The sequence below is a fragment of the Chitinophaga sp. HK235 genome (assembly GCF_018255755.1).
Taxonomy (GTDB): Bacteria; Bacteroidota; Bacteroidia; order Chitinophagales; family Chitinophagaceae; genus Chitinophaga.
Genome location: NZ_CP073766.1, coordinates 2206838 through 2227712 on the forward strand (window position 1 = coordinate 2206838; position 20875 = coordinate 2227712).

Below are 20875 nucleotides of genomic sequence, written 5' to 3' on the forward strand. Positions count from 1 at the left end.
GAGCCGGAAATTAGAAAAAATGAATCAGCAGTTAACCATCCATTTAACACCGTACTTATCGGTCAGGTTACCATGCCATTCGCCCCAGAACTGTTTGCCAAAAGGGACTCCAACCTGCCCGCCTTCTGCCAGCTGGTCAAATACTTTCTGTGCTGTTTCAGAATCAGGGAATGTTAAAGACAAAGAGACGTCACCACTGTTTTTCTTTGCTTCCTTTCCCGGGAATATGTCGCTGGCGTAGATAGCCAGACCATTAAACTGCAGCCTCGCATGCAGCACCTTGTCGCGGTATGCTTCCGGAGCATTCATAGCCGGATGATCGTAGCGGGTCCAGATTTTAAAAGTACCTCCAAGAACGTTGGCGTAAAAATTCAATGCTTCTTCGCAGTTTCCCCCGAAAGTAATGTAGGGTATCAGTTCATACTTTTTTTCTTCCATGACATTTGTTTTTTACAGAGATGCACAGACAAGATAAGTATAAAAACTGGTGGGAGATGTAAGATTTTTTTTAATCAAACAGGGAGATGCTGTTCAACGTTTTTCCAGTATGCTTCTGAAGGTAGACATGGTCTCAAACATATTGTTACGGACAATCGGGTCTGATACCCACCTGGGTATTCTGGTGCTGCGGTTGGTAGTAATGGTATAAGTGATCTGCATACCGTTATCACCCAGATCTTCCATCAGCCATCTACCGCGGGTACCGGTGATACGGGTAACATCACCGGTTACCGGGAAGCGGTTGCTGAGCGTGCTTTCAAAGCTGATTTCCCCGGAACGTTCGTTATAGGGATGGGCTTTCAGATGAAACAACAGACAGCAGTCCTGATCACCGAAAGGCCATGGAATATTGTATTTCAGATAAGTGATCCATTCACGGCTTTCCACCATGGGCAGCACCCGATAAGTCCTGGCACGAACATTCCACACCACGCCCTGTTGCTGGTCTGTCAATAACCTGGCCACCGCCTGCACATCAGATTTTACGGCAAACACCGCTTTTATCTCTCTCACACTCCCTTCACTCTCACCCGCGGGCAGCCATCTCTCATAAAGAGCGATGGACTTATCCCTTTTCACCAGCTTGTAATCGCTGTCGGCCGATTGGTGCGCGGAAAGCGGCTGCACCAGGAGAAGACCTGCGCAGATACTGAACATGGTGCGAAACACCCTGTCCCATAGTGTCGAACTGACACCAAATCCCAGTTCGTCATTCTTGTAATGATGCAGGTGGTGATTTCTCCACAGTGACTTCAGCCACTTAAAGGGCGGTGCCCAGGCGTGAATGGCATAATGCATGCTTCCGTATAATAAGTATCCTGACACAAAACCAGGGAAAAACATAAAAGCATTCTTCTTCAGGAAGAGATAGAAAACGGTGAATAAAAAAGAAGCGATGATCACACTCGGTACCGGTGGCATAAACAAACGTTGTTTGTCGCGCGGATATTCGTGATGGTTACCATGCAGCGTATACACCACCCGCCTCACAACAGGCTTATCACTAATCAGGTGGAAAATATAACGGTGTATAATGTATTCAAACAAAGTCCAGCTGAACATAGCCACCAGGTAGGTCATCGTTGTCCGCAAAAAGGAATACCCCAACACCGTGTAACTGTAATACAACATATAACCGATCACTGGCAGATACATCCCGAAAATAACCGCCGGATGGGTTTTGGTCAGCATCTCCAGATACCTGCTCCGAAAAAGCTGTGCCTGCCCCTGGTTATGTATTTTTTCAAATTTCATTAGTCATCCGTTTAAAACAATACAAATGTGTGGCCTTCCGGGAGAATGACCAGCCATTTCTTCACGAACTGTGATTATTTTGATTTAAACTGATATATAGGATGCGTCAAAATTATTTCCCTAAAAAAACAAAACGAGTTCTTCACTCATCAGGAGTATCAGCATCATCACGTCCATCACAGTTATGTTTCCGGAATGCGTAAATACTTTTCCTGATCCGATCAATCATTTTGGTATACCTGCCTCAATTTTGGTGCCGTGATTGTCATCACTAATACTTGTATTTCAACTTAACAGCATGATCAGGAAATTGTCAGCATTTCTATTAATTATATTAATGCGCTTCAGCTTTATGTCCGGTGTAATGGCTCAGAGCAGCACCGGCCACATAAAAGGAAATATAACCACCAGCGAAGGAGAGCCCGCAGCTTTTGTGAGCGTAAGGATAGAACAACATAATCGTGGTACCGTTACCGATAGTAAAGGGGACTTTGCCTTTCGCCGGCTGGAGCCCGGCAAATATGTCCTGCAGGTATCCCTGCTGGGATATGAGCCGGTAGCGGAAACAGTGACCGTTAATAATAATCAGACTGCTACCGTGAAAATCCGTTTACAGGTGTCAAAAACACAATTATCGGAAGTAACCGTTGTAGGCGGGAAAAACAAACTGGCCAACAAAGAGAGCGATTACATTGCACGCCTGCCGATTAAAAACCTGGAGAATCCGCAGGTATATAATGTGGTGGGGAAAGAACTGATGAAAGAACAGGTGACCACCAATTTTGATGATGCCTTAAAAAATGCGCCGGGTGTTTCCAGATTATGGTCCTCTACCGGCCGTGGTGGCGATGGCGCCGGTTATTTCTCCATGCGCGGCTTTGCAGTACAACCCACTATGGTAAACGGCATCGCGGGTATCTCCAATGGCAGCCCCGACCCTGCCGATATAGAACGCGTTGAAACCATCAAAGGACCTTCCGGCACCCTGTTTGGCAGCAGCCTGATCTCTTTCGGCGGTCTGATCAACATCGTCACTAAAAAACCCTATGATGTTTTTGGTGGTGAAATCAGTTACACCGGTGGCAGCTATGGCCTCAACCGTATCACCGCAGATATCAATGCCCCGCTGAACAAGGACAAATCAGCCATACTACGCACCAACGCCGCCTATCATTCAGAAGGCAGCTTCCAGGATGCCGGCTTCAAACGCTCCTGGTTCCTCGCTCCCAGCCTCTCCTACCGGGTCAACGATCGTCTTTCTTTTCTCGTGAATACGGAGTTCTATACCAACGAAAGCACCAACCCTACCATAGTATTTCTCAACCGTCGCCGGCAGCTCATAGCCAGAACACCGGCGCAGCTGGGCATAGACTTCACCCGCTCTTTCACCAGCAATGATATCACCATGAAATCCCCTACCATGAACCTCTTTGGGCAGGCTACCTACAAAATCTCTGATAAATGGACCTCCCAGACCAACGTGTCAAGAAGTGTACGCCGCAGCAATGGCTACTACTCTTACGTAATGTTCCTGGACCAGGGTGATAATAGTGTGCAGAAGCCCAATGATACGCTGCTGAGCAGATACCTTACCCACCAGAACTCCACCACTACGGCAACGGATATACAACAGAATTTTATCGGTGACTTCAGGATTGGCGGGCTGCGCAACCGCATTGTGGCAGGATTGGACTTCCTCAGCCTGTCTACCAACAACGACAACTCTCCTTACGTCCTGTTTGACATGGTCAGTGCTGTCAACAAACGTGATCCCCGCTATTCACAGCTCAACAAGGCCGCTGTGGATGCACGGCTGGCACAGGCCACTTCCGGCCAGGTTAAAAATACCACTACCAACTATACCTACAGCGCCTATGTGTCTGATGTGCTCAATATCACAGATCAGTTAATAGCCATGGCCAGCTTACGTGTAGATCATTTTGTCAGTAAACCCACCCAGGACTTTGTTGCCGGACAGAAGGATGAGGACAATTACAGTCAGACCACCGTATCTCCCAAATTCGGGCTGATCTATCAGGTAGTAAAAGATAAAGTAAGCCTCTTTGCCAACTATATGAACGGCTTTCAGAACCTGGCTCCTGTAACACAGCCACTGCCTGAGCTGAGCGGTAACCTCAAACCACAGCAGGCCAACCAGTTTGAAGGCGGTGTAAAACTCGATCTGCTCCAAAACAAACTAAGCATGACGGCCAGCTATTACAACATCCTGGTGACTAATATGACCAGAGGCGCTACCATCGAGAAAAACGGCGCCCAATATAACTACACCCTCCAGGATGGCTCCCAGCGCAGCAAGGGCGTGGAAGTAGACCTGATCGCCAATCCGCTGCCAGGACTCAATATCGTGGCAGGTTATGGTTATAACAACAGTAAAATGGAGAAGGCTGATTCCAGCGTGCTGGACCGCCGGCCTACCAGTGCAGGTCCGGAGCATCTGGCCAACTGGTGGATCAGCTATACCGCTACCAGTGGCAAACTGCATGGCCTCGGCATAGGTTTCGGCGGCAACTATGCCAGCGAAAATCTTACTGTCAACATTAAAGCAACCGGCACTTTCACACTGCCCTCTTATACAGTGCTGAACGCCGGCATCTTTTACCAGGTGAATGCCTACCGGCTGGCACTCAAGCTGGACAATATCACCAACAAGGAATATTACAGCGGATGGACCACCATAGAAAGAATGATGCCCCGCCGCTTTTCTGCCAGCGTGGCGTTTAAATTCTGACCTTACAATCAATCAATATACAATGCCGGTGTGTTTTCGCACCGGTTTTTTTTATGTTTAGCCTTCCTGTCTGCACATTTTGCCCTGTTGTCGCTGTCTGCTTTTGCGGTGATATACACAGACTACCTTTGTAGTATGGACCGTACACAAACCATACAACGCCTGACCCGTATCCTGCGGATATGTATGTATATACTGGCTACGATCGGCATCCTGATGGTGCTGAGAAGAATCCTGGCCATGGCCGGTATCATACCCTCCTTTAACCGCAAGGGTGCGGCACCGTTTGACACCGGCTTCAGTCAGCATCCGGTAATAACGTTGATGCATATACTGCCGGGAGCATTGTTTATGATAATGGGGCCGGTCCTGTTTATGCCAGGAGTGCAGACAAAGCATCCGGAGCTGTACCATCGACTGGAACGGCTGTTTATGATAGATGCTTATATAGTAGGGGTTTCGGCACTTTGTATGCCTTTTGTGATGTTGCCCATTGGAGGGATCAATGAAGCGGCGGCCAGTACTCTTTTTGGACTGTATTTTTTGCTGGCCCTCACGCTGGCATGGAGGGCCAATGTACGACACAGCAAAATACAGCACCGGGAGTGGATGATCCGTGCATTTGCCATAGGGCTGGCCATAGCCACCGTGCGGCCTATTGTAGGATTTTTTTTTGCACTAACTGCGCTGACACCGCAGTTATTTTTCGGTATAGCCTTCTGGATAGGCTTTACCTTACATCTGATGGTAGCGGAAGCCTGGATTAATTATACGCGTCCGGTTGTTTCCGATGCTGCTTAGCATTGGGGCCTATTTCACCCAGGTGGGTATCTTTAAAAGCAGTCATATATTTCAGCCCGTACCCAAAAATCCGGTCCATGGAGGTATGTGCAAAGAGAATGATACCGGTAAACACCAGCCAGTCCAAAGCCAGATACCGCCCTGCCAGATAAACCAGGATGGCTACCCCTCTATGATGTACGAAATTGTACACCCAGGCCCCCACCTTATTACCGGCCGCATACCCCAGCATACTCAGGTCGGGCAGCAGCAGGCATGCCGGAAAAAGCCACCAGCCGTAGGGCGACTGTGATGCAAACGCCAACACAGCCAACAGGAATAAGGCTAATTCCTCCAGATTCAGTAATGTCTTCATATATAAATTTTCTGTCAGCAAAAGTAATTAATTAGTTTTGCTGACCTTGTATATGGACACAACTTTCACGCAGCAATGTATTTTCGGGGTTGCCCTGATTGCTTTTATGATAGCCTGCATCAGGACAGGCAAACTCTCCATTCCGGCAGCCCTGGCAGCCGGTCTTACAGGACTGCTGGTATTTGCAGGTGCTGGCTTCAGCGGTATTGCGCTGCTGGGCACCTTTTTTCTGTTGGGTACCGTGGCCACCTCCCATAAAAAACAGGCCAAAGCGGCTATTGCTGCCGAAGGCTATCATCCGGAGACAAGAAAGGCAGGACAAGTATTTGCCAACGGCGGTACTGCCGCTATCATGGGTGTACTAATGCTGGCAGACCCTTCCCGGCGGGAGTTATACCGGCTGATGATGGCTGCCAGCCTGGCTTCTGCGACAGCAGACACCTTATCGTCTGAACTAGGCACGGTATACGGTAAACGCTTTTTTAATATCCTCACTTTTAAAAAAGAAGCAAGAGGCCTTGATGGGGTGGTGAGCGTGGAAGGTACACTGATAGGGGCTGCCGGCGCAGCGGTGATAGCAATCGTATATGCGGCAGCGATAGGTTTCGACCGGCACATGTTATTCATTATACTGGCCGGGATGCTGGGCAATCTGATGGACTCGGTACTGGGAGCCACCCTGGAGCGCAAACATTATATCGGCAACGACGCCGTTAACTTCGGCAATACCCTTTTTGCCGCCCTGGTAGCCGGCGCCTGCTGCTGGTTGGGGTAACAGGTAAAAAGGGGAGCTACCTGTTTGTAGCACCCCTCTTCTCAGTTATAAATTGACCATTTTGCCGGTACGTACAGACTCATCACAGGCAAAGGCTATACGCAGACTGTTAACCGCATCCTGCACATGATCCGTCAGATCTGTATCCTGACGGATAGCCTGGAGAAAATAACGTTGCTCCCGGTTGCACAGCTCCTGATGATCCGGTTCATCCTGCATATCTATCCAGGTATCTTCCTTTACAAATTCTCCTTTTTCATTGAGCGCAGCATGATGCAAACGCAGTGATTCCGTTTTCGTATGTGCTTCAATGTTATCTGAATTACCAGCACTGCCGGAATCTTTGGCGACAATGGAAACACAGCCCTGCGGGCCGATCACATCCTTTACAAAAAAGGCTGTTTCGCTAATCATTGGTCCCCAGCCTGCTTCATACCATCCAACAGAACCATCTTCGAAGCGGATCTGCAGCTGGCCGTAGTTGTAGTTGTCTGACGGTATGTCCTGGGAGAGCCTTGCGCCGATAGCGCTTACCTGTACCGGTTTAGAACGGGTCATCTGGCACATCACATCAATATAATGCACCCCGCAATCCACGATAGGACTCAGGCTCTGCAGCAGGTTACGGTGTACGCCCCATTTGCTGCCACTGCTTTGCTGGTTGAGGTTCATCCGCATCACCAGCGGTTTCCCCAGTTGTTGCGCCAGCTCCACAAACTTTTCCCAGGAAGGGTGATGCCGCAGGATATAACCCACCACCAGTTTTTTACCTGCCTTACGTGCAGCGGCGGCCACTCTTTCAGCACCCGCTACAGAGTCAGCCAGCGGCTTCTCTATAAACACATGGCATCCGCTTTCCAGCGCCATGATAGCGAAACTTTCATGTGTGTCAGGATAGGTGGAGATACACACCGCATCGGGCCGGGTAGCCGCTAATGCCTCTTCGTAGCTGCTGTAGAGCGGATAACCGCCGCCCAGCTTGTCGTTGAGCACCTGCTTGCTGGAGCCGGTAGATACAATACCACATATTTCAAAGCCTTCCAATGTATGATAGGCAGTAGCATGAGACGCGCCCATGTTACCACAGCCAACTACTAATACCCGTAAAGGTTTAACGATTTCTGACATGAGATAATTCCGGTTTAATTTGCTTCAATCCCGGTAAGATACAGTACAGCACAGTGATTTACAAGCAGAATTTTATGCAGGGCGGAAATGTTATTTTTGCAGAAAATCAGGAGCATGGAAATATATCAACAGGCCGTACGCCTGAAAGCCCGTCCAAGAGGCTTTCATCTTATCACGCATGAAATTGTACAGGCATTCCCGCAAATCGGGACATTACAATCAGGCATGTGCCAGGTATTTATCCAGCATACTTCTGCCGGGCTGACCATCAATGAAAACGCAGATCCCACCGTCAGAACAGACTTTGAGACGTTCTTCAACAAAGCTGTCCCCGAAAACGATCCGGACTTTGAACATAATGACGAAGGCCCCGATGATATGCCGGCCCACCTGAAATCCTCTCTGCTGGGCTGTTCCGTAATGATACCTATACATAACGGCCGACTCGCACTCGGTACCTGGCAAGGTGTTTACCTCTGTGAGCACAGAGACTATGGCGGTCCCAGAAACCTGGTGCTGACAGCCTGGGGCAAACCTTTTTAAGGTATTATTGATGAAATAAAAAATGTCATCCTCATCCGTTGTAACGGGCTTTCCACGAAACACGGAAGATAAAAAAAGGCACAAACTTATCTTGAATAGGATTTTGGAGAAGCAACATTAACCTAGAAAAAGATATCTACGTAATCTACCACGTTATTACCCTCACAGTTGTCCATCTCCTGCAGACGCCAGTATTTACGGGTGCCTTTGGCCAGGAAGTGGTAGGTACCGGTTTTATCACATACCTTTCCGGCATTTACATTTGAATAGCGGGTCTGGATGTTTCCTTCAAATGTCAGCTCGCGGAGAGATACTACAATCAGGCTGCCGTCGATAGTCACAAAATCGCCTGTGGCGGCATCCCGTTGTTCCCCCTTGATGCTATAGGTGCCATCTTTCTTTTTGGTGATCATCACTTTACCAGGCTTGTCCCAGCTGATCCATTGCAGGGTGAAATTGTGTTTGCCTTCACGGGGCGTGTTGGCAGCAGGCTGTTGGGCATAGGTGCTGTATCCGGTCAGAATGACAATGGAAATCAGCAATACACGATAAATTTTTTTCATGATTAAATTAATTTGCCCCAGGGCTGAAGCCCTGGGCTATATTGAATTCCGGACTATATTGTGCCGAAGCCCCGGGGCTATATGGCGCTTGAAACCCTGGAACTACGTCATGCTGTAGCCATGGATAAAAACCAATATAGCCCAGGGCTTCAGCCCTGGGACCAAATATAAGGATATACTATTTACTGAGTTTCATGAGCATAGCCGCCAGCTCCTTGGGGACTGTGATCATCGCATCATGTCCTGTCTCCAGTTCATAATACTTCCAGGAAGGCGATTGACGGGTCTTCTCTGCAAACTTGCGCAGGCCCTTTATCTGGGGATTTGTGCAGGCGATATAGCTCAGGGGCAGATGATTACCAAAAGAATGCTGCAACACCAGCGGCTGTGCAAACGTTTTATAGGGCTGTAGTGTCAGCCGGTCGTTTACCCATTTTTCATCCTTAGGATTGCTCACACCAAAAAAGCCGGCAGGCAGGATGGGAATGCTGCGCATCTGATATTGGGCAGCCTGTTCGATAAAATTTTTTCTCACAGTATCCGGTTGTACAGACAAAGCGCTTTCTCCATTTTCTGCAATCACAGCATCGAGGTAAATGAGTTTACTCAGTCTTTCAGGAATACGGTCAGCCACACCAGTGATCACTACACCCCCATAACTATGGCCTACCAATACCACATCGTGCAGATCTTCCATCGTAATGAGCTGAACGATGTCGTTGATATGAGTATTCAGGTCGATGTTATCGTGCGGTTGATACTGATGTTCCGCCAACCCACTGAGAGAGGGCGTATAAACAATATTACCGGCTTCCCTTAACTTTGCGCTTACCTGCTGCCAGCACCAACCACCATGCCATGCGCCGTGGACTAATACAAACACCTTTTTGGATTGTGCACTAAGCCGGACAATACAGCTAAGCAGCAAGAGCATAATTAATCTGATTAATTTTGTATACATCGTATTATTTTTCTGCAATGTTAGTCAGTCAGTATTTTTCCATCAATATCTCACCCGAAAGTGAGTACGTAAAAAACAGTACCCATGGCTTCTAAAATAAAGACCAACTCCACAAATGCGCACAACCTCAAAGTTCTGGCAGATTACTGCGATGTAAACGAAACGCTGAAGAACATCAGTCAGCGCTGGAAGATGTCACTATTATACAATATCACTAACGGTGTTCAGCATTTCAGTCAACTAAAAAAAGCCTTCCCCACGCTATCAGACCAGGTACTGGGTAAACGGCTGGGAGAGCTGGTAACAGAGGGGTTGGTGAACAAGTCCTGTATCAGCGACACTACACCGCAGCAAACATTATACACCCCTACCTGCAAGGGCAATGCGCTTATACAGATCATTCTGGAATTACAGCGGTGGGGCAACAAAGACTGGTCTCACATCCAGCAGCAATGCGGCGGCTGAAACAAATCCTCTATTTACTTTTATTATAGGCCTGCACGATCATTTCAATTTCATCTTCCGTATAGTCGTTACTGTTAATAAACGCTACTATTCCGGGTTTATCGGCCAGGTAGGTACTCAGTTCTTTCCGGAATTGTTTCCCTTTCTGAGGTACTTCCAATACCGTATCTGTTCCTTTTTTGGTCAGTACATACAGCCGGCCCGGCTCTACATTCGGACCATTTATTTGACGGTCCATTGCAAATGCTTTTTTGGGTTTGGTGAAATACACCATATAAAGAGACAGGTCTCCTGCGATACGTAATTCAGCAAAACATTTGTTCAGTTTGGGAGCCATCAGGCCTGGCAGCTTTACATTAGAGAGGGTCTCAAAACGGGCTTTGTCACCATCTTCGAAAAAACCGATGCAGTCATCTGCTGTTATGGTGACAGCAGGCGCAGTAAGGCTATCCTTAAATCGGAAACGGTCGGGGGTCAGGAAAGTATATTTGATTAATCCCTTTATGACGGAGGAGTCTTTCATATAATAATAGCCTGTACTGTAATAGCTTTCAGTATTCATTCTATTATCAAAAAGCCGCTGGGCTGAGAGATTGCCGATATTAATGCCCATCAGAAAAATCATCGTGCCTAACGTAAAAAGAGAGTGCCGTTTCATAGTATATTCAAAATAGTGCCGCAAGGTATCATTTTATTCTGGGTCTACCCTCTACTTTTCAAGCTCCATATGCAATATCGGATAAGGCTTTCCCATACCGTCCAGCTCAGAACGACTGGTCACCCTGAAACCCATCTTCTCATAAAAACCGGCAGCCTGGCTATTCTGCTCATTCACATCTACTTTAGTGATCTTCAGTTCATGGATGGCATAACCGATCAAATACCTGCCAATTCCTTTTCCCCTCATCGCATCGTCCACAAACAGCATCTCCAGCATGTCGCCGTGAACACCTATAAAAGCAACCGGCTGCTCCTGATCATCCAGCAACAGATAAGTTTCCACCTGAGGGAAAAAATTTACCGCTAGTTGTTCCTTGAAAAAAAGGAAGTCTTCTTCTTTCAGAAAATCGTGTGTGGCTTTTACTGCAGACTCCCAAATACGCAGCATATCAGAATAGTCGGCAGGGGTAGTGGGTCTTATCTTCATCTTATTCATCTTTGGTCCAAAAATAAACCAAAATTTTCTTTCAAAAGGAAGGAGCTCTTATAAAAAGCTCCTTCCGCGGTGTACGCAACGCTGCAACTGGTTGGCAGCGCTACTTTAATCACCTGCGGGCTGCTGGTGAGTAATGCGCTGGTAACAGGCAAACAGTCCAGGTCAGGATAACAACTCCTGCATAGGAATGTCTGCAGCCTGTGATTCACTGCCCCTCCAGGCAACAAAGCCATCGGGACGCACGAGGAGCGCATCTCCCTCCCGGCTGCCGGTATGTTCCTGCCACTGCTCAGCAGTAGCTGCTTCTTCAAATGCATAAACGGCCACCAGCTCCTTTTTATCTGCCAGCGCGGTTTTCCACCGATCAGCGTTGCCATGCACAAACAGTACAAAGTTGCCTTTCAGCAGGTCCAGCGTAGAAACCTGATGGGCTTCGTCGAGCCAGATATGCGGCACCCTGGTACCTGGCAGGCCATACAGCATCCTGTCTTCCGGCTTTTCGGGGCAATAGCCGGAAACTACGTGTACCGGATACTGATAGTCCGGCAGACCAATCAGTGCCCGCACATTCTGCATGATTTCCTTGTCTTTCAGCATACCTTGTTCGTCGGCCATAGTACCGGAGCGTAAGGCATTAAACAACCCTACCGGCTGCCTTTCAGTGGTATAACTGTCCAATAGCGAAGGTGCTGCCTGCCCACGTAATACAGCCGCCAGTTTCCAGGCCAGGTTCTGTACATCCTGAATACCGGTATTAGCGCCTTTGCCGCCATAGGGTGTCATTACATGGGCTGCATCGCCGGCGAGGAAGATACGGCCGCTTTGCATGGTATCAGCCACTTTTACGGTCATCTCCCAGGGCAATACACTCAATATGCGTATAGGCAGTTCCGGTAGTCCTATCGCCGCCCTTATGATGGCTGTCAGCCGTTGCTCCTGGAAGTCCGTCACCTGTTCCTCCATTCCGGGATAATAACGCAGCTGGTATACCCAACGGTCACTGTTATTGATAGTTGTCAGAAATCCGGTCAGCCCGGGCCTGTCGATGATACACAGACTGAACTCCCTGCCCGTCACCAGTGCTGCCATATCGGCTTCAAAATAGATATTAAGGAAATGGGCCAGCACACCAGGGCCGGAAACGGGCAGCTGCAGCTTTTCACGGACCGGGCTGGAAGCTCCGTCGGCAGCGATCATATAATCCGCAGTAACGATAGTCGTATCACCAGTGGCACGGTCGCGCAACAAGGCGGTTACCTGCTGATCATCCTGTGAAAACGATACCAACTCCGTATAAAAACGCAGATCAGCGCCTCTGGCAGCTGCTGCCTGGCGAAGAACAGGTTCGGCCAGATCCTGGGTACAACGGGCGCCTATCTCCGGGCTCAGGGCCGCCAGACTTTTCAGGTCGTTTAACTGGCTGGGAAAAACGATACGGCCTTCTTCCCGGGGGACCATCTTTTCCAGTGCAGCCATTACCGTTACATCCCTTAATACCCCCCAGGCAGGGCTGAGCGCCTTACCGGCTTCCCGTAAAGCCTCTCCCAGCCCCAGCTCCCTGAAAAGCTCCATCGTGCGGATATCAAACCCACGGGCCCTTGGATGAATAGAAGTCCCTTTATGCCTTTCTGCCAGTAATGGCCGGATGCCCTGCTGCAACAAAAACAACGCCGCACAGAGGCCTGTAATGCCACCGCCGATGATCAGCACCGGCACATGCGCAGCTGATACCTGCTGTTTACTTTGTGTCATACGTAAAATATTTATGTAAAACTGCCGGTTATACGACGCAACGGAGTGCACAAAACGGATAAATAAGTACCATTTGCAGAAGTGTGACACAGATGTTTATACAGCCTCGCCATGTTTCATTATTTTTGTAGACAACCGGAACTTCATCATGCAGTCACAGCCCACACAGTCAGCTGCTTTCACAGACGCCTTCCTTGCACGGGAAGGAGTGGAACATACTTACCGGCTTCCGCTCCCCGATGCGGAAGGCAGCGGCAGGTTCATCATCTGCGGCGACACCGCCATCGCCGACGGGATCGTTACCGCAGGGCCTCCACTCCTTAGCTGGCAGCATTTCAACGAAAAAGCTTTTGTGGAAATGAATTTTGTAGTATCGGGTCAACTTTACCAGACCCACGAAGGATTGATCAGACGCCGGCTTTTTAGTCGGGGATATCACAACATCCTGTTCAACCCTTCTTCCTGGGAAAAAAATGAACTGGCCGACAGCCATGGATTCCGCAACATAGGCATCCATATCACGCCGGAAAAAATGATCTCCCTGCTAACCAGCTACGCACCTGAATTATACCATCTGGCCACCAAAATAGAAAAAGGTATCCCCTTTGTTTTACATGCACCTGCAGAGCGTTTTAGCGGGAGAATGCAATCCCTGCTGGACCATCTCTGGAAAAGCCCTGACCCACAGGGATTAAAACGGCTGCATTTCGAAGCCCTGGCCCTGCAGCTGCTCTGTCTGCAATGGGAAAACCTGCTCCCTGCTGCAGCTCCCGCAGCGGCACATAACCTCCGGAAAGCCGACCGGGATAAACTACACGATGCACAGCAGTATCTGTTACAACACCTGGCCTGTCCACCTACCCTGGCTGAACTATCGAAGTTATGCGGATTGAATGAATTCAAACTGAAACAAGGCTTCCGGCTGGTCTTCGGACAGAGTGTCTTTTCCTTCCTCAGCGATGAAAGACTGGAAAATGCACGGCAACAGATACTACAAGGCGAAAAAAACATCTCAGAGATTGCTTACGGTCTCGGCTATACGCATCCGCAGCATTTTCACCGGGCTTTTAAAAAGAAATATGGGATAACACCTAAAGGGCTGCTAAAATAAGTCAATAAAAAAATCTCCTTCCTGTCCAATTCCTGCCCTTTCAGTCATCATTAGGTGAAACAAAATCACTTCTATATGAAAACTAATGACAAACGCAGGCAGGCAGCCTATTGGGTCACCACAGGCTTACTGACAGCCGGTATGTTGTCCGGCGGCATATGCCAGGTAATGAGGATATCCTGGAATGTAAACGGTATGCTTCACCTGGGCTATCCTTTGTATTTTATGACTTTACTAGGTATCTGGAAAATACTGGGCGTGACAGCCTTATTGTTGCCAGGATTAAAACTGGTGAAGGAATGGGCTTATGCAGGCTTCTTTTTTGTCATGACCGGTGCAGTCATCTCCCATCTGGTAAGCGGTGATGGTGTTCAGGCTGTTATTGCACAAACTGTTTTTGTAGTCCTGGTTGTTTTGTCCTGGTGGCTCCGTCCGGCAAACAGAAGGCTCGACAAACCTGCAGAAATAGTTGTAAGTTTATGACCAGAGACCAGAAATGTTTTTTTAAAAAGATGTCCAATTTTTGCTCCTTCGGTCATCATAGGTGTGTAATTAATTTTTTACATCACTATTAATACTTCCATCAGATGAAAGAGTTTATGTTATTATTTCGCCAGCCCAGTTATGACTACAGCAATGCATCACCTGCCGAAATGCAGACACTTGCCGGGAAATGGCAGGACTGGGTCAGCAATATTGTAGCCCAGGACAAACTATCCAGCCACGGGCCGCGCCTGGCGCTGGAAGGCAAAGTACTGAAGGCTGGCGGAGTGGTTACTGACGGGCCTTTTGTAGAAGTGCGCGAAATGCTGGGCAGCTTTATCATTGTAAGAGCAGAAAGCCTGGAAGCAGCCACTACACTTGCACATGGCTGTCCTGCCATCGATGCAGGCGGTAGTGTGGAAATCAGACCACTGTATGTATAACTAAAAAAGCAAGGCCACCTGTTGCCCCCTAAACGGTACAGGTGGCCATTTGTTATGGAACAAACACAATTATCCTTAAAACATTTCTTTCAGCAGGAGTTTTCGCGGATGGTGGCTGTTATCAGTAAACAATTCGGATTACAGCACATCGAAACAGCGGAAGATATTGTCAGCGAGACTTTTCTGGTAGCCGCCGAAACATGGGGCACCAGAGGGATGCCGCAAAATCCTGCAGCCTGGCTATATACAGTGGCCAGGCAAAAAACGCTTTACCATTTCCGCCGGAACAAATTATACCAGGAGAAAGTGATGCCGGCCATCCGGGCCGGACAGGAAGATCAGGAGGAACTGGACTTTTCTGAACAGCATATCAAAGACAGCCAGTTACAGATGATCTTCGCCATCTGCAATCCCGCGATTGCCAGCGAAAGCCAGATAGGACTGGCATTACGCATCCTCTGCGGGTTTGGCATCGATGAAATTGCAGAAGCCTTTATGTGCAGTAAAGAAACGATCAACAAACGATTGTTCAGAGCAAAGGAAAAACTGAGAAGTGAACAGGTAGCCCTGGAACTGCCGCCGGAAGCTGCTTTGCCAGCCAGACTCGACAATGTGCTGCACGTTGTCTACCTCCTTTTTAATGAAGGGTATTATTCCCGCACACAAAGCAGGATACTGCAGCAGGAGCTATGCCTGGAAGCATTGCGCCTCGGGCTGCTGCTGGCAGACTATGAAAAAACAAACCTCCCCTCAACGAATGCACTCATTGCCCTCATGTGCTTTCACGCCTCCCGGTTTGATGCGCGGCAAAACAGCCAGACTTCTTTTATCCTGTATGAAGACCAGGACGAAAACCGCTGGGACCAGGCATTGATCCAACAAGGTATTTTTTATCTGGAACGTTCGGCACAAGGCCAGCAGCTGAGCACTTATCACCTGGAAGCCGGAATTGCCTTCCGGCATTGCCAGAAAGAAGATACACCGGATAAATGGACCGGCATTCTCCGGCTCTATGATCAGTTGTTAATGATCAATTACTCCCCTGCTGTTGCCCTCAACCGTGCCTACGCCCTGTACAAGGCACAGGGTCCGGAAGCGGCACTGGCCGCGGCAGAAAAGCTTCCGCTCGACAACAATCATTTTTACCATGTACTACTGGGAGAACTTCATAAAGTAACAGATCCCGTAAAAGCCAGACTGCACTATCAACAGGCACTCACACTCACAAAATCGGACATCGAAAAACAACAGGTTCAATACAAACTCGATCAACTTCAAATCACTGGTTGACATTATACATCCATCACCCAAAAAGTTTAAGTCATGCGAAAAATCATCATCAGCACTTTTCTTACGCTGGATGGCGTGCTACAGGCGCCTGGAGGTCCACAGGAAGATACCGCCGGCGGTTTTCAATGGGGCGGCTGGAGCGCTACCTACTGGGACGAGATCATGAACCAAACCATGGGCAGTTCCATGAGCCAGCCTTTTGACTTGCTGCTGGGCAGAAAAACCTACGACATCTTTGCGGCACACTGGCCCTATATACAGCATGATCCGATAGCAGATCTTTTCAACCGCATTGAGAAATTTGTTGTTTCCAGTAAACCGCAGACATTATCCTGGCAAAATTCAACGCTGATCACCGGCGACGTGGTAGCCGGGCTCCGCGCGCTCAAACTACAACAGGGCCATGATCTGCTGGTAAACGGCAGCGGTAAACTGATACAAACCCTGCTGGCCAATGATCTGGCCGACCGGCTTCATATCTGGACCTTCCCGGTTACTATTGGCAGTGGAAAACGTTTGTTTGCCGAAGGTACCCAGCCTGGCAACTGGGAACTGCTGGGCACCACCGTTTCTTCTACCGGTGTAATCATGGCTACCTATGAGCCGGGAGGAGAACTTAAACCAGGTTCTTTTGCCCTGGAAACGCCTACGGAAGCGGAACTGGCCCGAAGAAAAAAAGTGGCCACCGAAGACTGAGATTATTCCTTTCTCAATGATTGCTGATAAGCCAGTGGAGACTGGCCCGTTTTCCGTTTAAACAAACGGCTGAATGACTGCGATTGCTCAAAACCCAGATGGTAAGCAATCTCCCCTACAGTCATTTCACCGGCTCCCAGCAGGTCTCTGGCTGTTTCCAGCAACTTGTGATGAATATGCTGCTGCGTATTCATCCCCGTATTGGCACGCAACATATCACTGAGGTAGTCCGGGGAAAAATGTAGCTGTTCAGACACATACTGCACCGTAGGCACTCCTGACTGAGCCGGTGCCTCACTCCGCAAGTAGTCCGTCAGCAGGCTGTCTACACGGGCCAGCAGGTCTGTGCCATTATGCTGCCGGGAAACAAATTGCCGGTGATAAAAACGATTGCTGTAATCCAGCAACAACTCCAGGGTTGAAACCAGCAGGCCCTGACTGAAAGCATCCTGTGGAGAAGACAGCTCAGCTCCTATCTGTTCGAAAATAGCCAGTATGATTTCCTTTTCTTTTTCTTCCAGGTGAAGCGCCTCTGATACAGCATAAGAAAAGAAACCATACTGACTGATCTTTTTTCCGAGAGGATGATGCCTGATCAGGTCCGGATGAAAAAATGTGATCAGACCGGAAAGACTCCGTTCCGGTGAGGCTCCGGAGATAATCTGCTGAGGTCCTACAAAACAAAGCCCTCCTGTTTTAAAATCGTAGTAATGCTGCCCATACCGTACTTTACCATTCGTTTTATGAATAAAGGAAACCTTGTAAAAGTTCAGCATGATCCTGGAAGAAAACTCATGCTTTAAAAACTGCATGCCCTCATAGCTGACAAAGCTGATCAGCGGATGTTGAGGGGTTGGTAACCCCAGTTCTTCATGAAAAGAAGCAATAGTCGGGTATACACTAAGCGGTTGGGAGGTCTTCTTCATCAGGCAAAGGTAAGACATCCCTTGTTTCACTCAATATGCATCTGCCTCGTGCCGCGGCAGAATGGCCGGCAGCACCGACGGCTGACCATTGACCGTGGCACCTCCCTGCGCAATATGGCGGGCATTGGCCAGCAAGGTATAAGGAAATATAGGCGAAGGAGTTGATAACTCATCGAGCAGCCGCAGGTCTTCTCCCCGCAGGGTTATCTGCAGGGACTGCAGGTTTTGAAGCAGCTGCGTTTCGGTTCTGGCACCAATGATCGTGGAGGTGACACCTTTACGCGAAGCAACCCATGCCAGCGCTACATTGGCAGGTGTGGTATGATGTGCCTCCGCGATGGTTTTTAATGCGTCAATGATCACATAGGTGTTTTCACTCAGCTCCTGCCCTCCTGGTCTGCGGCTGAGTTGCTGCCCTTTGTTTTCCCGTGTATACTTGCCCGTTAGTATACCCTGCTTCAGCGGCGACCAGGGCATCACACCCAGACCTGTTTCCATAGCCATGGGTATCAGCTCCGCTTCCACCGATCTTTCGAGCAGGGAGTATTCTATCTGCAAACCGATAAAAGAAGACCAGCCACGGAAGTGCGCCAATAGCTGCGCCTGCGCTACTTTCCAGCCAGGCGTATCGGAAACGGCGATATACCGGATCTTACCAGCCTGTACAAGATGATCCAATGCATACAGGGTTTCCTCTATCGGCGTAAATTCATCGAAGGCGTGCATCCAGTATAAATCAATATAGTCTGTCTGCAACCTCCTAAGCGACTGCTCCAGCGCCTGGATAATGCTTTTGCGGCCGGTACCTCCACTGTTCGGATCTCCGGGACGCATACTGCCATAAAATTTTGTGGAGATGACCAGGCGGTCTCTTATGATGCTGCTCTTTTTGAGATAATCTCCGATAATCTTTTCCGAATGCCCTCTGGTGTAGATATTAGCAGTATCAATGATATTACCACCCTTATCAAGATAAGCAGCCATTATTTTCCCGGACTCTTCCGGCGATGCGCCATAATCCCAGTCCAGGCCAAAAGTCATTGCGCCCAGTGTCAATGGGCTCACCCTTAGTCCCGAGCGGCCCAGCGTACGATAGTCTGTCAGTTCCATCTATAATATTTTTCTGCAAAATTCCTGTAAACAGTATGGCCCTATGTAACCGGATCAGGGAATATTGTAACCTAAAACCGGATGTATTTCCCCGAAATACATTATTTTTAAAATACTGTTAGCCGTAGCGAAATAACCTCCAGTAACCAAAATTACCGTTGAATGAACCTTTTCAGATATCAACACCGTAGCGCCGAAAAATTCCCGTTCCGCCAGATTGCTACCACTTCTTTTATCATTGGTACGCTCTCCTTTCTCCTGGGAGTAGCACTGCTGTTGTCTGTCAAATCCCAGATCATTGCGCGGCATCATATTAAAACAGGGGCCACACTGGTGGGAGGATTAGGCATGATCGCCCTGGGACTGAGATACCTGAAACGTGGATATATATACGAATATAAGTTCGATATGGAAGAAACCTACAACCCTTCCCAGGAACATTATATCAGTAACCTGATGGAACAAAGAAAAAGACCGGGCCTACGGCTCTCCTACGTATATGCCAGCATGTTACAAAGCAAGTCTTATTCCCTCGCTGACAGCGAAAAGCGCCCTATCTCCCACTGGCAAAGGATCTGTTATGAACTACTATCTAAAGGCAAACTGACTAAAGTCATTGACACACTGCCTTATCCGATCACCAGCTTCATCATCAACCAGTCTAATCCACTGGCCATACTGGGATATTTTCTGTTATCCCTGTGTACCCTCTTTTTCATATCCTGGCTCGGACTGGTGTCTATCAACATGACCCTGGTTAATTTATTACTGTTTACCGGCCTGCTGAGCTTATGGAAACCCTCAGGTATCGATAATGTGATCAAGGCAGAAAGGAAAAAGGACCTCAGGAGTAAAATGATCGTCTTTATCTTTGCTTTCCTCGGCACCCTTAGTCTTTACAATGCCTATCAGGGCGCCATCAATTCAGGTGTGCTTATATCCATGCTTCTGCTGGCGGTGGTGATGATCATCACCGCAGTACAGGCCTTCCGGATCATCAATACCATTTACTCCCTTCGGGAGAAAGTAAAGGTAAGCGCCGCTGAATTGCCCATTGATACCCACCGCGCCAATACTCAGCCTATCAATATTCTCAACCAGTTTGACAATATGATAAGCGCCAAAACCGGCTGGTATTTCAAGGATGCCACCAAAGACAACCAGGGACTACTCTCCGGTAATCAAAACAATAAAGGCGATTTTGAATTTGAATATGTCTATGAAACATTTCCCATATTACAGCCCACCATTCACGATGCCAGGAGCCAGGCATTGCTGAGATATGTATGGGCGCTGGGTACCGGATTATTATGTCTGGGCCTGGTCGCTTTTTTCATCGGCATTCTGATCATGCCCTCCGTAGATATGGGGCAGTTACAGGAACATCCGGAGCTGGCCCTTTCCAATAATGCCCCCGCTATTTTCCTCAGCCTGTTTTTCACACTGTTTGGATTGGCTACCTATTTTTTTGGTGGGAAACTGGTGTATGAAATTTATCTCTATTTCCATACAGAAATGTTCTTCGAATCCGATCTGATTGTGTTCAGAGCTTCCGGTAATTATGACGAGTTTGAACAGATCTCCGGCAATATCAAAAGAAAAGATACCTGTACCGACTATACGCCGGAAATCAAAGTATGTAAAGTTATCAGTAGCGTGTTTATACATCCCTATATGAATGCCCGCGAAATTCCGTCACAACCCAGATTTCTGGTAAAAGCAGAAAAGAACGATGTTTTGCTGAATGAGATATGGCAAGGGTTTCAGGCGAAGATGCAACAATATACCGTAGCGTATTTACCATAGGCATTAT

22 protein-coding genes are annotated in these 20875 nt (G+C 48.3%); 11 read left to right on the forward strand and 11 right to left on the reverse strand.

Features of this window, described 5'->3' with window-relative positions; genetic code table 11:
* Nucleotides 1–24 precede the first annotated feature (24 nt).
* Together KD145_RS07160 and KD145_RS07165 are read right to left on the reverse strand one after the other, a co-directional pair.
* Nucleotides 25–438: a VOC family protein gene (locus KD145_RS07160; protein WP_212005222.1), complete on the reverse strand. Its 414-nt coding sequence runs from the start codon at nt 436–438 to the stop codon at nt 25–27.
* A 93-nt stretch (nt 439–531) separates the two neighbouring features.
* Entirely contained in the window at nt 532–1755 is a 1224-nt protein-coding gene (locus KD145_RS07165) for a sterol desaturase family protein (protein WP_212005223.1), read from the reverse strand.
* Nucleotides 1756–2092: 337 nt separating this feature from the next.
* Here KD145_RS07165 and KD145_RS07170 point away from each other — a divergent pair, with 337 nt between their 5' ends.
* Both KD145_RS07170 and KD145_RS07175 read left to right on the forward strand, forming a co-directional pair.
* On the forward strand, nt 2093–4504 hold the full coding sequence (locus KD145_RS07170) for a TonB-dependent receptor (RefSeq protein WP_249219755.1): 2412 nt from the start codon (nt 2093–2095) through the stop codon (nt 4502–4504).
* A 135-nt stretch (nt 4505–4639) separates the two neighbouring features.
* Complete coding sequence (locus tag KD145_RS07175) at nt 4640–5305, forward strand: DUF2306 domain-containing protein (protein ID WP_212005225.1); 666 nt, start codon at nt 4640–4642, stop codon at nt 5303–5305.
* Here KD145_RS07175 and KD145_RS07180 read toward each other — a convergent pair.
* Nucleotides 5268–5660 carry a DUF4260 domain-containing protein gene (locus KD145_RS07180; protein ID WP_212005226.1) on the reverse strand — a complete coding sequence of 131 codons (393 nt, stop codon included), beginning with the start codon at nt 5658–5660 and terminating at the stop codon, nt 5268–5270. The genes KD145_RS07175 and KD145_RS07180 overlap by 38 nt on opposite strands.
* 52 nt (nt 5661–5712) lie before the next feature.
* Between KD145_RS07180 and KD145_RS07185 the strand changes: the two genes are divergently transcribed.
* On the forward strand, nt 5713–6435 hold the full coding sequence (locus KD145_RS07185; RefSeq protein WP_212005227.1) for a DUF92 domain-containing protein: 723 nt from the start codon (nt 5713–5715) through the stop codon (nt 6433–6435).
* A gap of 45 nt (nt 6436–6480) precedes the next feature.
* On the opposite strand, the gene KD145_RS07190 is transcribed toward KD145_RS07185, so the two are convergent.
* Nucleotides 6481–7563 carry a Gfo/Idh/MocA family protein gene (locus KD145_RS07190; RefSeq protein WP_212005228.1) on the reverse strand — a complete coding sequence of 361 codons (1083 nt, stop codon included), beginning with the start codon at nt 7561–7563 and terminating at the stop codon, nt 6481–6483.
* A 114-nt stretch (nt 7564–7677) separates the two neighbouring features.
* On the opposite strand from KD145_RS07190, the gene KD145_RS07195 reads away from it, so the two are divergent.
* Complete coding sequence (locus tag KD145_RS07195) at nt 7678–8106, forward strand: secondary thiamine-phosphate synthase enzyme YjbQ (RefSeq protein ID WP_212005229.1); 429 nt, start codon at nt 7678–7680, stop codon at nt 8104–8106.
* Nucleotides 8107–8228: 122 nt separating this feature from the next.
* Here KD145_RS07195 and KD145_RS07200 read toward each other — a convergent pair whose 3' ends face one another.
* Both KD145_RS07200 and KD145_RS07205 read right to left on the reverse strand, forming a co-directional pair.
* Nucleotides 8229–8669, reverse strand: a complete 441-nt coding sequence (locus tag KD145_RS07200; protein WP_212005230.1) for a hypothetical protein — start codon at nt 8667–8669, stop codon at nt 8229–8231.
* Between the two features lie 178 nt (nt 8670–8847).
* Nucleotides 8848–9603: an alpha/beta hydrolase family protein gene (locus KD145_RS07205; protein ID WP_212005231.1), complete on the reverse strand. Its 756-nt coding sequence runs from the start codon at nt 9601–9603 to the stop codon at nt 8848–8850.
* Between the two features lie 111 nt (nt 9604–9714).
* Here KD145_RS07205 and KD145_RS07210 point away from each other — a divergent pair, with 111 nt between their 5' ends.
* Nucleotides 9715–10095 carry a helix-turn-helix domain-containing protein gene (locus tag KD145_RS07210; protein WP_212005232.1) on the forward strand — a complete coding sequence of 127 codons (381 nt, stop codon included), beginning with the start codon at nt 9715–9717 and terminating at the stop codon, nt 10093–10095.
* 10 nt (nt 10096–10105) lie between these two features.
* On the opposite strand, the gene KD145_RS07215 is transcribed toward KD145_RS07210, so the two are convergent.
* The 3 genes from KD145_RS07215 to KD145_RS07225 all read right to left on the reverse strand — a co-directional run bounded on the left by KD145_RS07215 (nt 10106) and on the right by KD145_RS07225 (nt 13003).
* Nucleotides 10106–10753: a hypothetical protein gene (locus tag KD145_RS07215; RefSeq protein WP_212005233.1), complete on the reverse strand. Its 648-nt coding sequence runs from the start codon at nt 10751–10753 to the stop codon at nt 10106–10108.
* A 51-nt stretch (nt 10754–10804) separates the two neighbouring features.
* Nucleotides 10805–11242, reverse strand: a complete 438-nt coding sequence (locus tag KD145_RS07220; protein WP_212005234.1) for an acetyltransferase — start codon at nt 11240–11242, stop codon at nt 10805–10807.
* Between the two features lie 171 nt (nt 11243–11413).
* Complete coding sequence (locus tag KD145_RS07225) at nt 11414–13003, reverse strand: FAD-dependent monooxygenase (RefSeq protein ID WP_212005235.1); 1590 nt, start codon at nt 13001–13003, stop codon at nt 11414–11416.
* Between the two features lie 148 nt (nt 13004–13151).
* Between KD145_RS07225 and KD145_RS07230 the strand changes: the two genes are divergently transcribed.
* The 5 genes from KD145_RS07230 (at nt 13152) to KD145_RS07250 (ending at nt 17026) form a co-directional block, all read left to right on the forward strand.
* Complete coding sequence (locus KD145_RS07230; RefSeq protein WP_212005236.1) at nt 13152–14114, forward strand: AraC family transcriptional regulator; 963 nt, start codon at nt 13152–13154, stop codon at nt 14112–14114.
* A 75-nt stretch (nt 14115–14189) separates the two neighbouring features.
* Nucleotides 14190–14597: a DoxX family protein gene (locus KD145_RS07235; protein WP_212005237.1), complete on the forward strand. Its 408-nt coding sequence runs from the start codon at nt 14190–14192 to the stop codon at nt 14595–14597.
* Between the two features lie 104 nt (nt 14598–14701).
* Nucleotides 14702–15040 carry a YciI family protein gene (locus tag KD145_RS07240; RefSeq protein ID WP_212005238.1) on the forward strand — a complete coding sequence of 113 codons (339 nt, stop codon included), beginning with the start codon at nt 14702–14704 and terminating at the stop codon, nt 15038–15040.
* A 54-nt stretch (nt 15041–15094) separates the two neighbouring features.
* Nucleotides 15095–16330 carry an RNA polymerase sigma factor gene (locus KD145_RS07245; RefSeq protein WP_212005239.1) on the forward strand — a complete coding sequence of 412 codons (1236 nt, stop codon included), beginning with the start codon at nt 15095–15097 and terminating at the stop codon, nt 16328–16330.
* A 33-nt stretch (nt 16331–16363) separates the two neighbouring features.
* The gene (locus KD145_RS07250; protein WP_212005240.1) at nt 16364–17026 is read left to right on the forward strand and encodes a dihydrofolate reductase family protein; all 663 of its coding nucleotides are present in this window, start codon (nt 16364–16366) and stop codon (nt 17024–17026) included.
* A gap of 2 nt (nt 17027–17028) precedes the next feature.
* Here the strand turns inward: KD145_RS07250 and KD145_RS07255 are convergent, their stop codons facing one another.
* Complete coding sequence (locus tag KD145_RS07255) at nt 17029–17952, reverse strand: AraC family transcriptional regulator (protein ID WP_212005241.1); 924 nt, start codon at nt 17950–17952, stop codon at nt 17029–17031.
* Nucleotides 17953–17982: 30 nt separating this feature from the next.
* Complete coding sequence (locus KD145_RS07260) at nt 17983–19062, reverse strand: aldo/keto reductase (RefSeq protein WP_212005242.1); 1080 nt, start codon at nt 19060–19062, stop codon at nt 17983–17985.
* Between the two features lie 162 nt (nt 19063–19224).
* Between KD145_RS07260 and KD145_RS07265 the strand changes: the two genes are divergently transcribed.
* Nucleotides 19225–20868, forward strand: a complete 1644-nt coding sequence (locus KD145_RS07265) for a hypothetical protein (protein ID WP_212005243.1) — start codon at nt 19225–19227, stop codon at nt 20866–20868.
* Nucleotides 20869–20875: the final 7 nt, after the last annotated feature.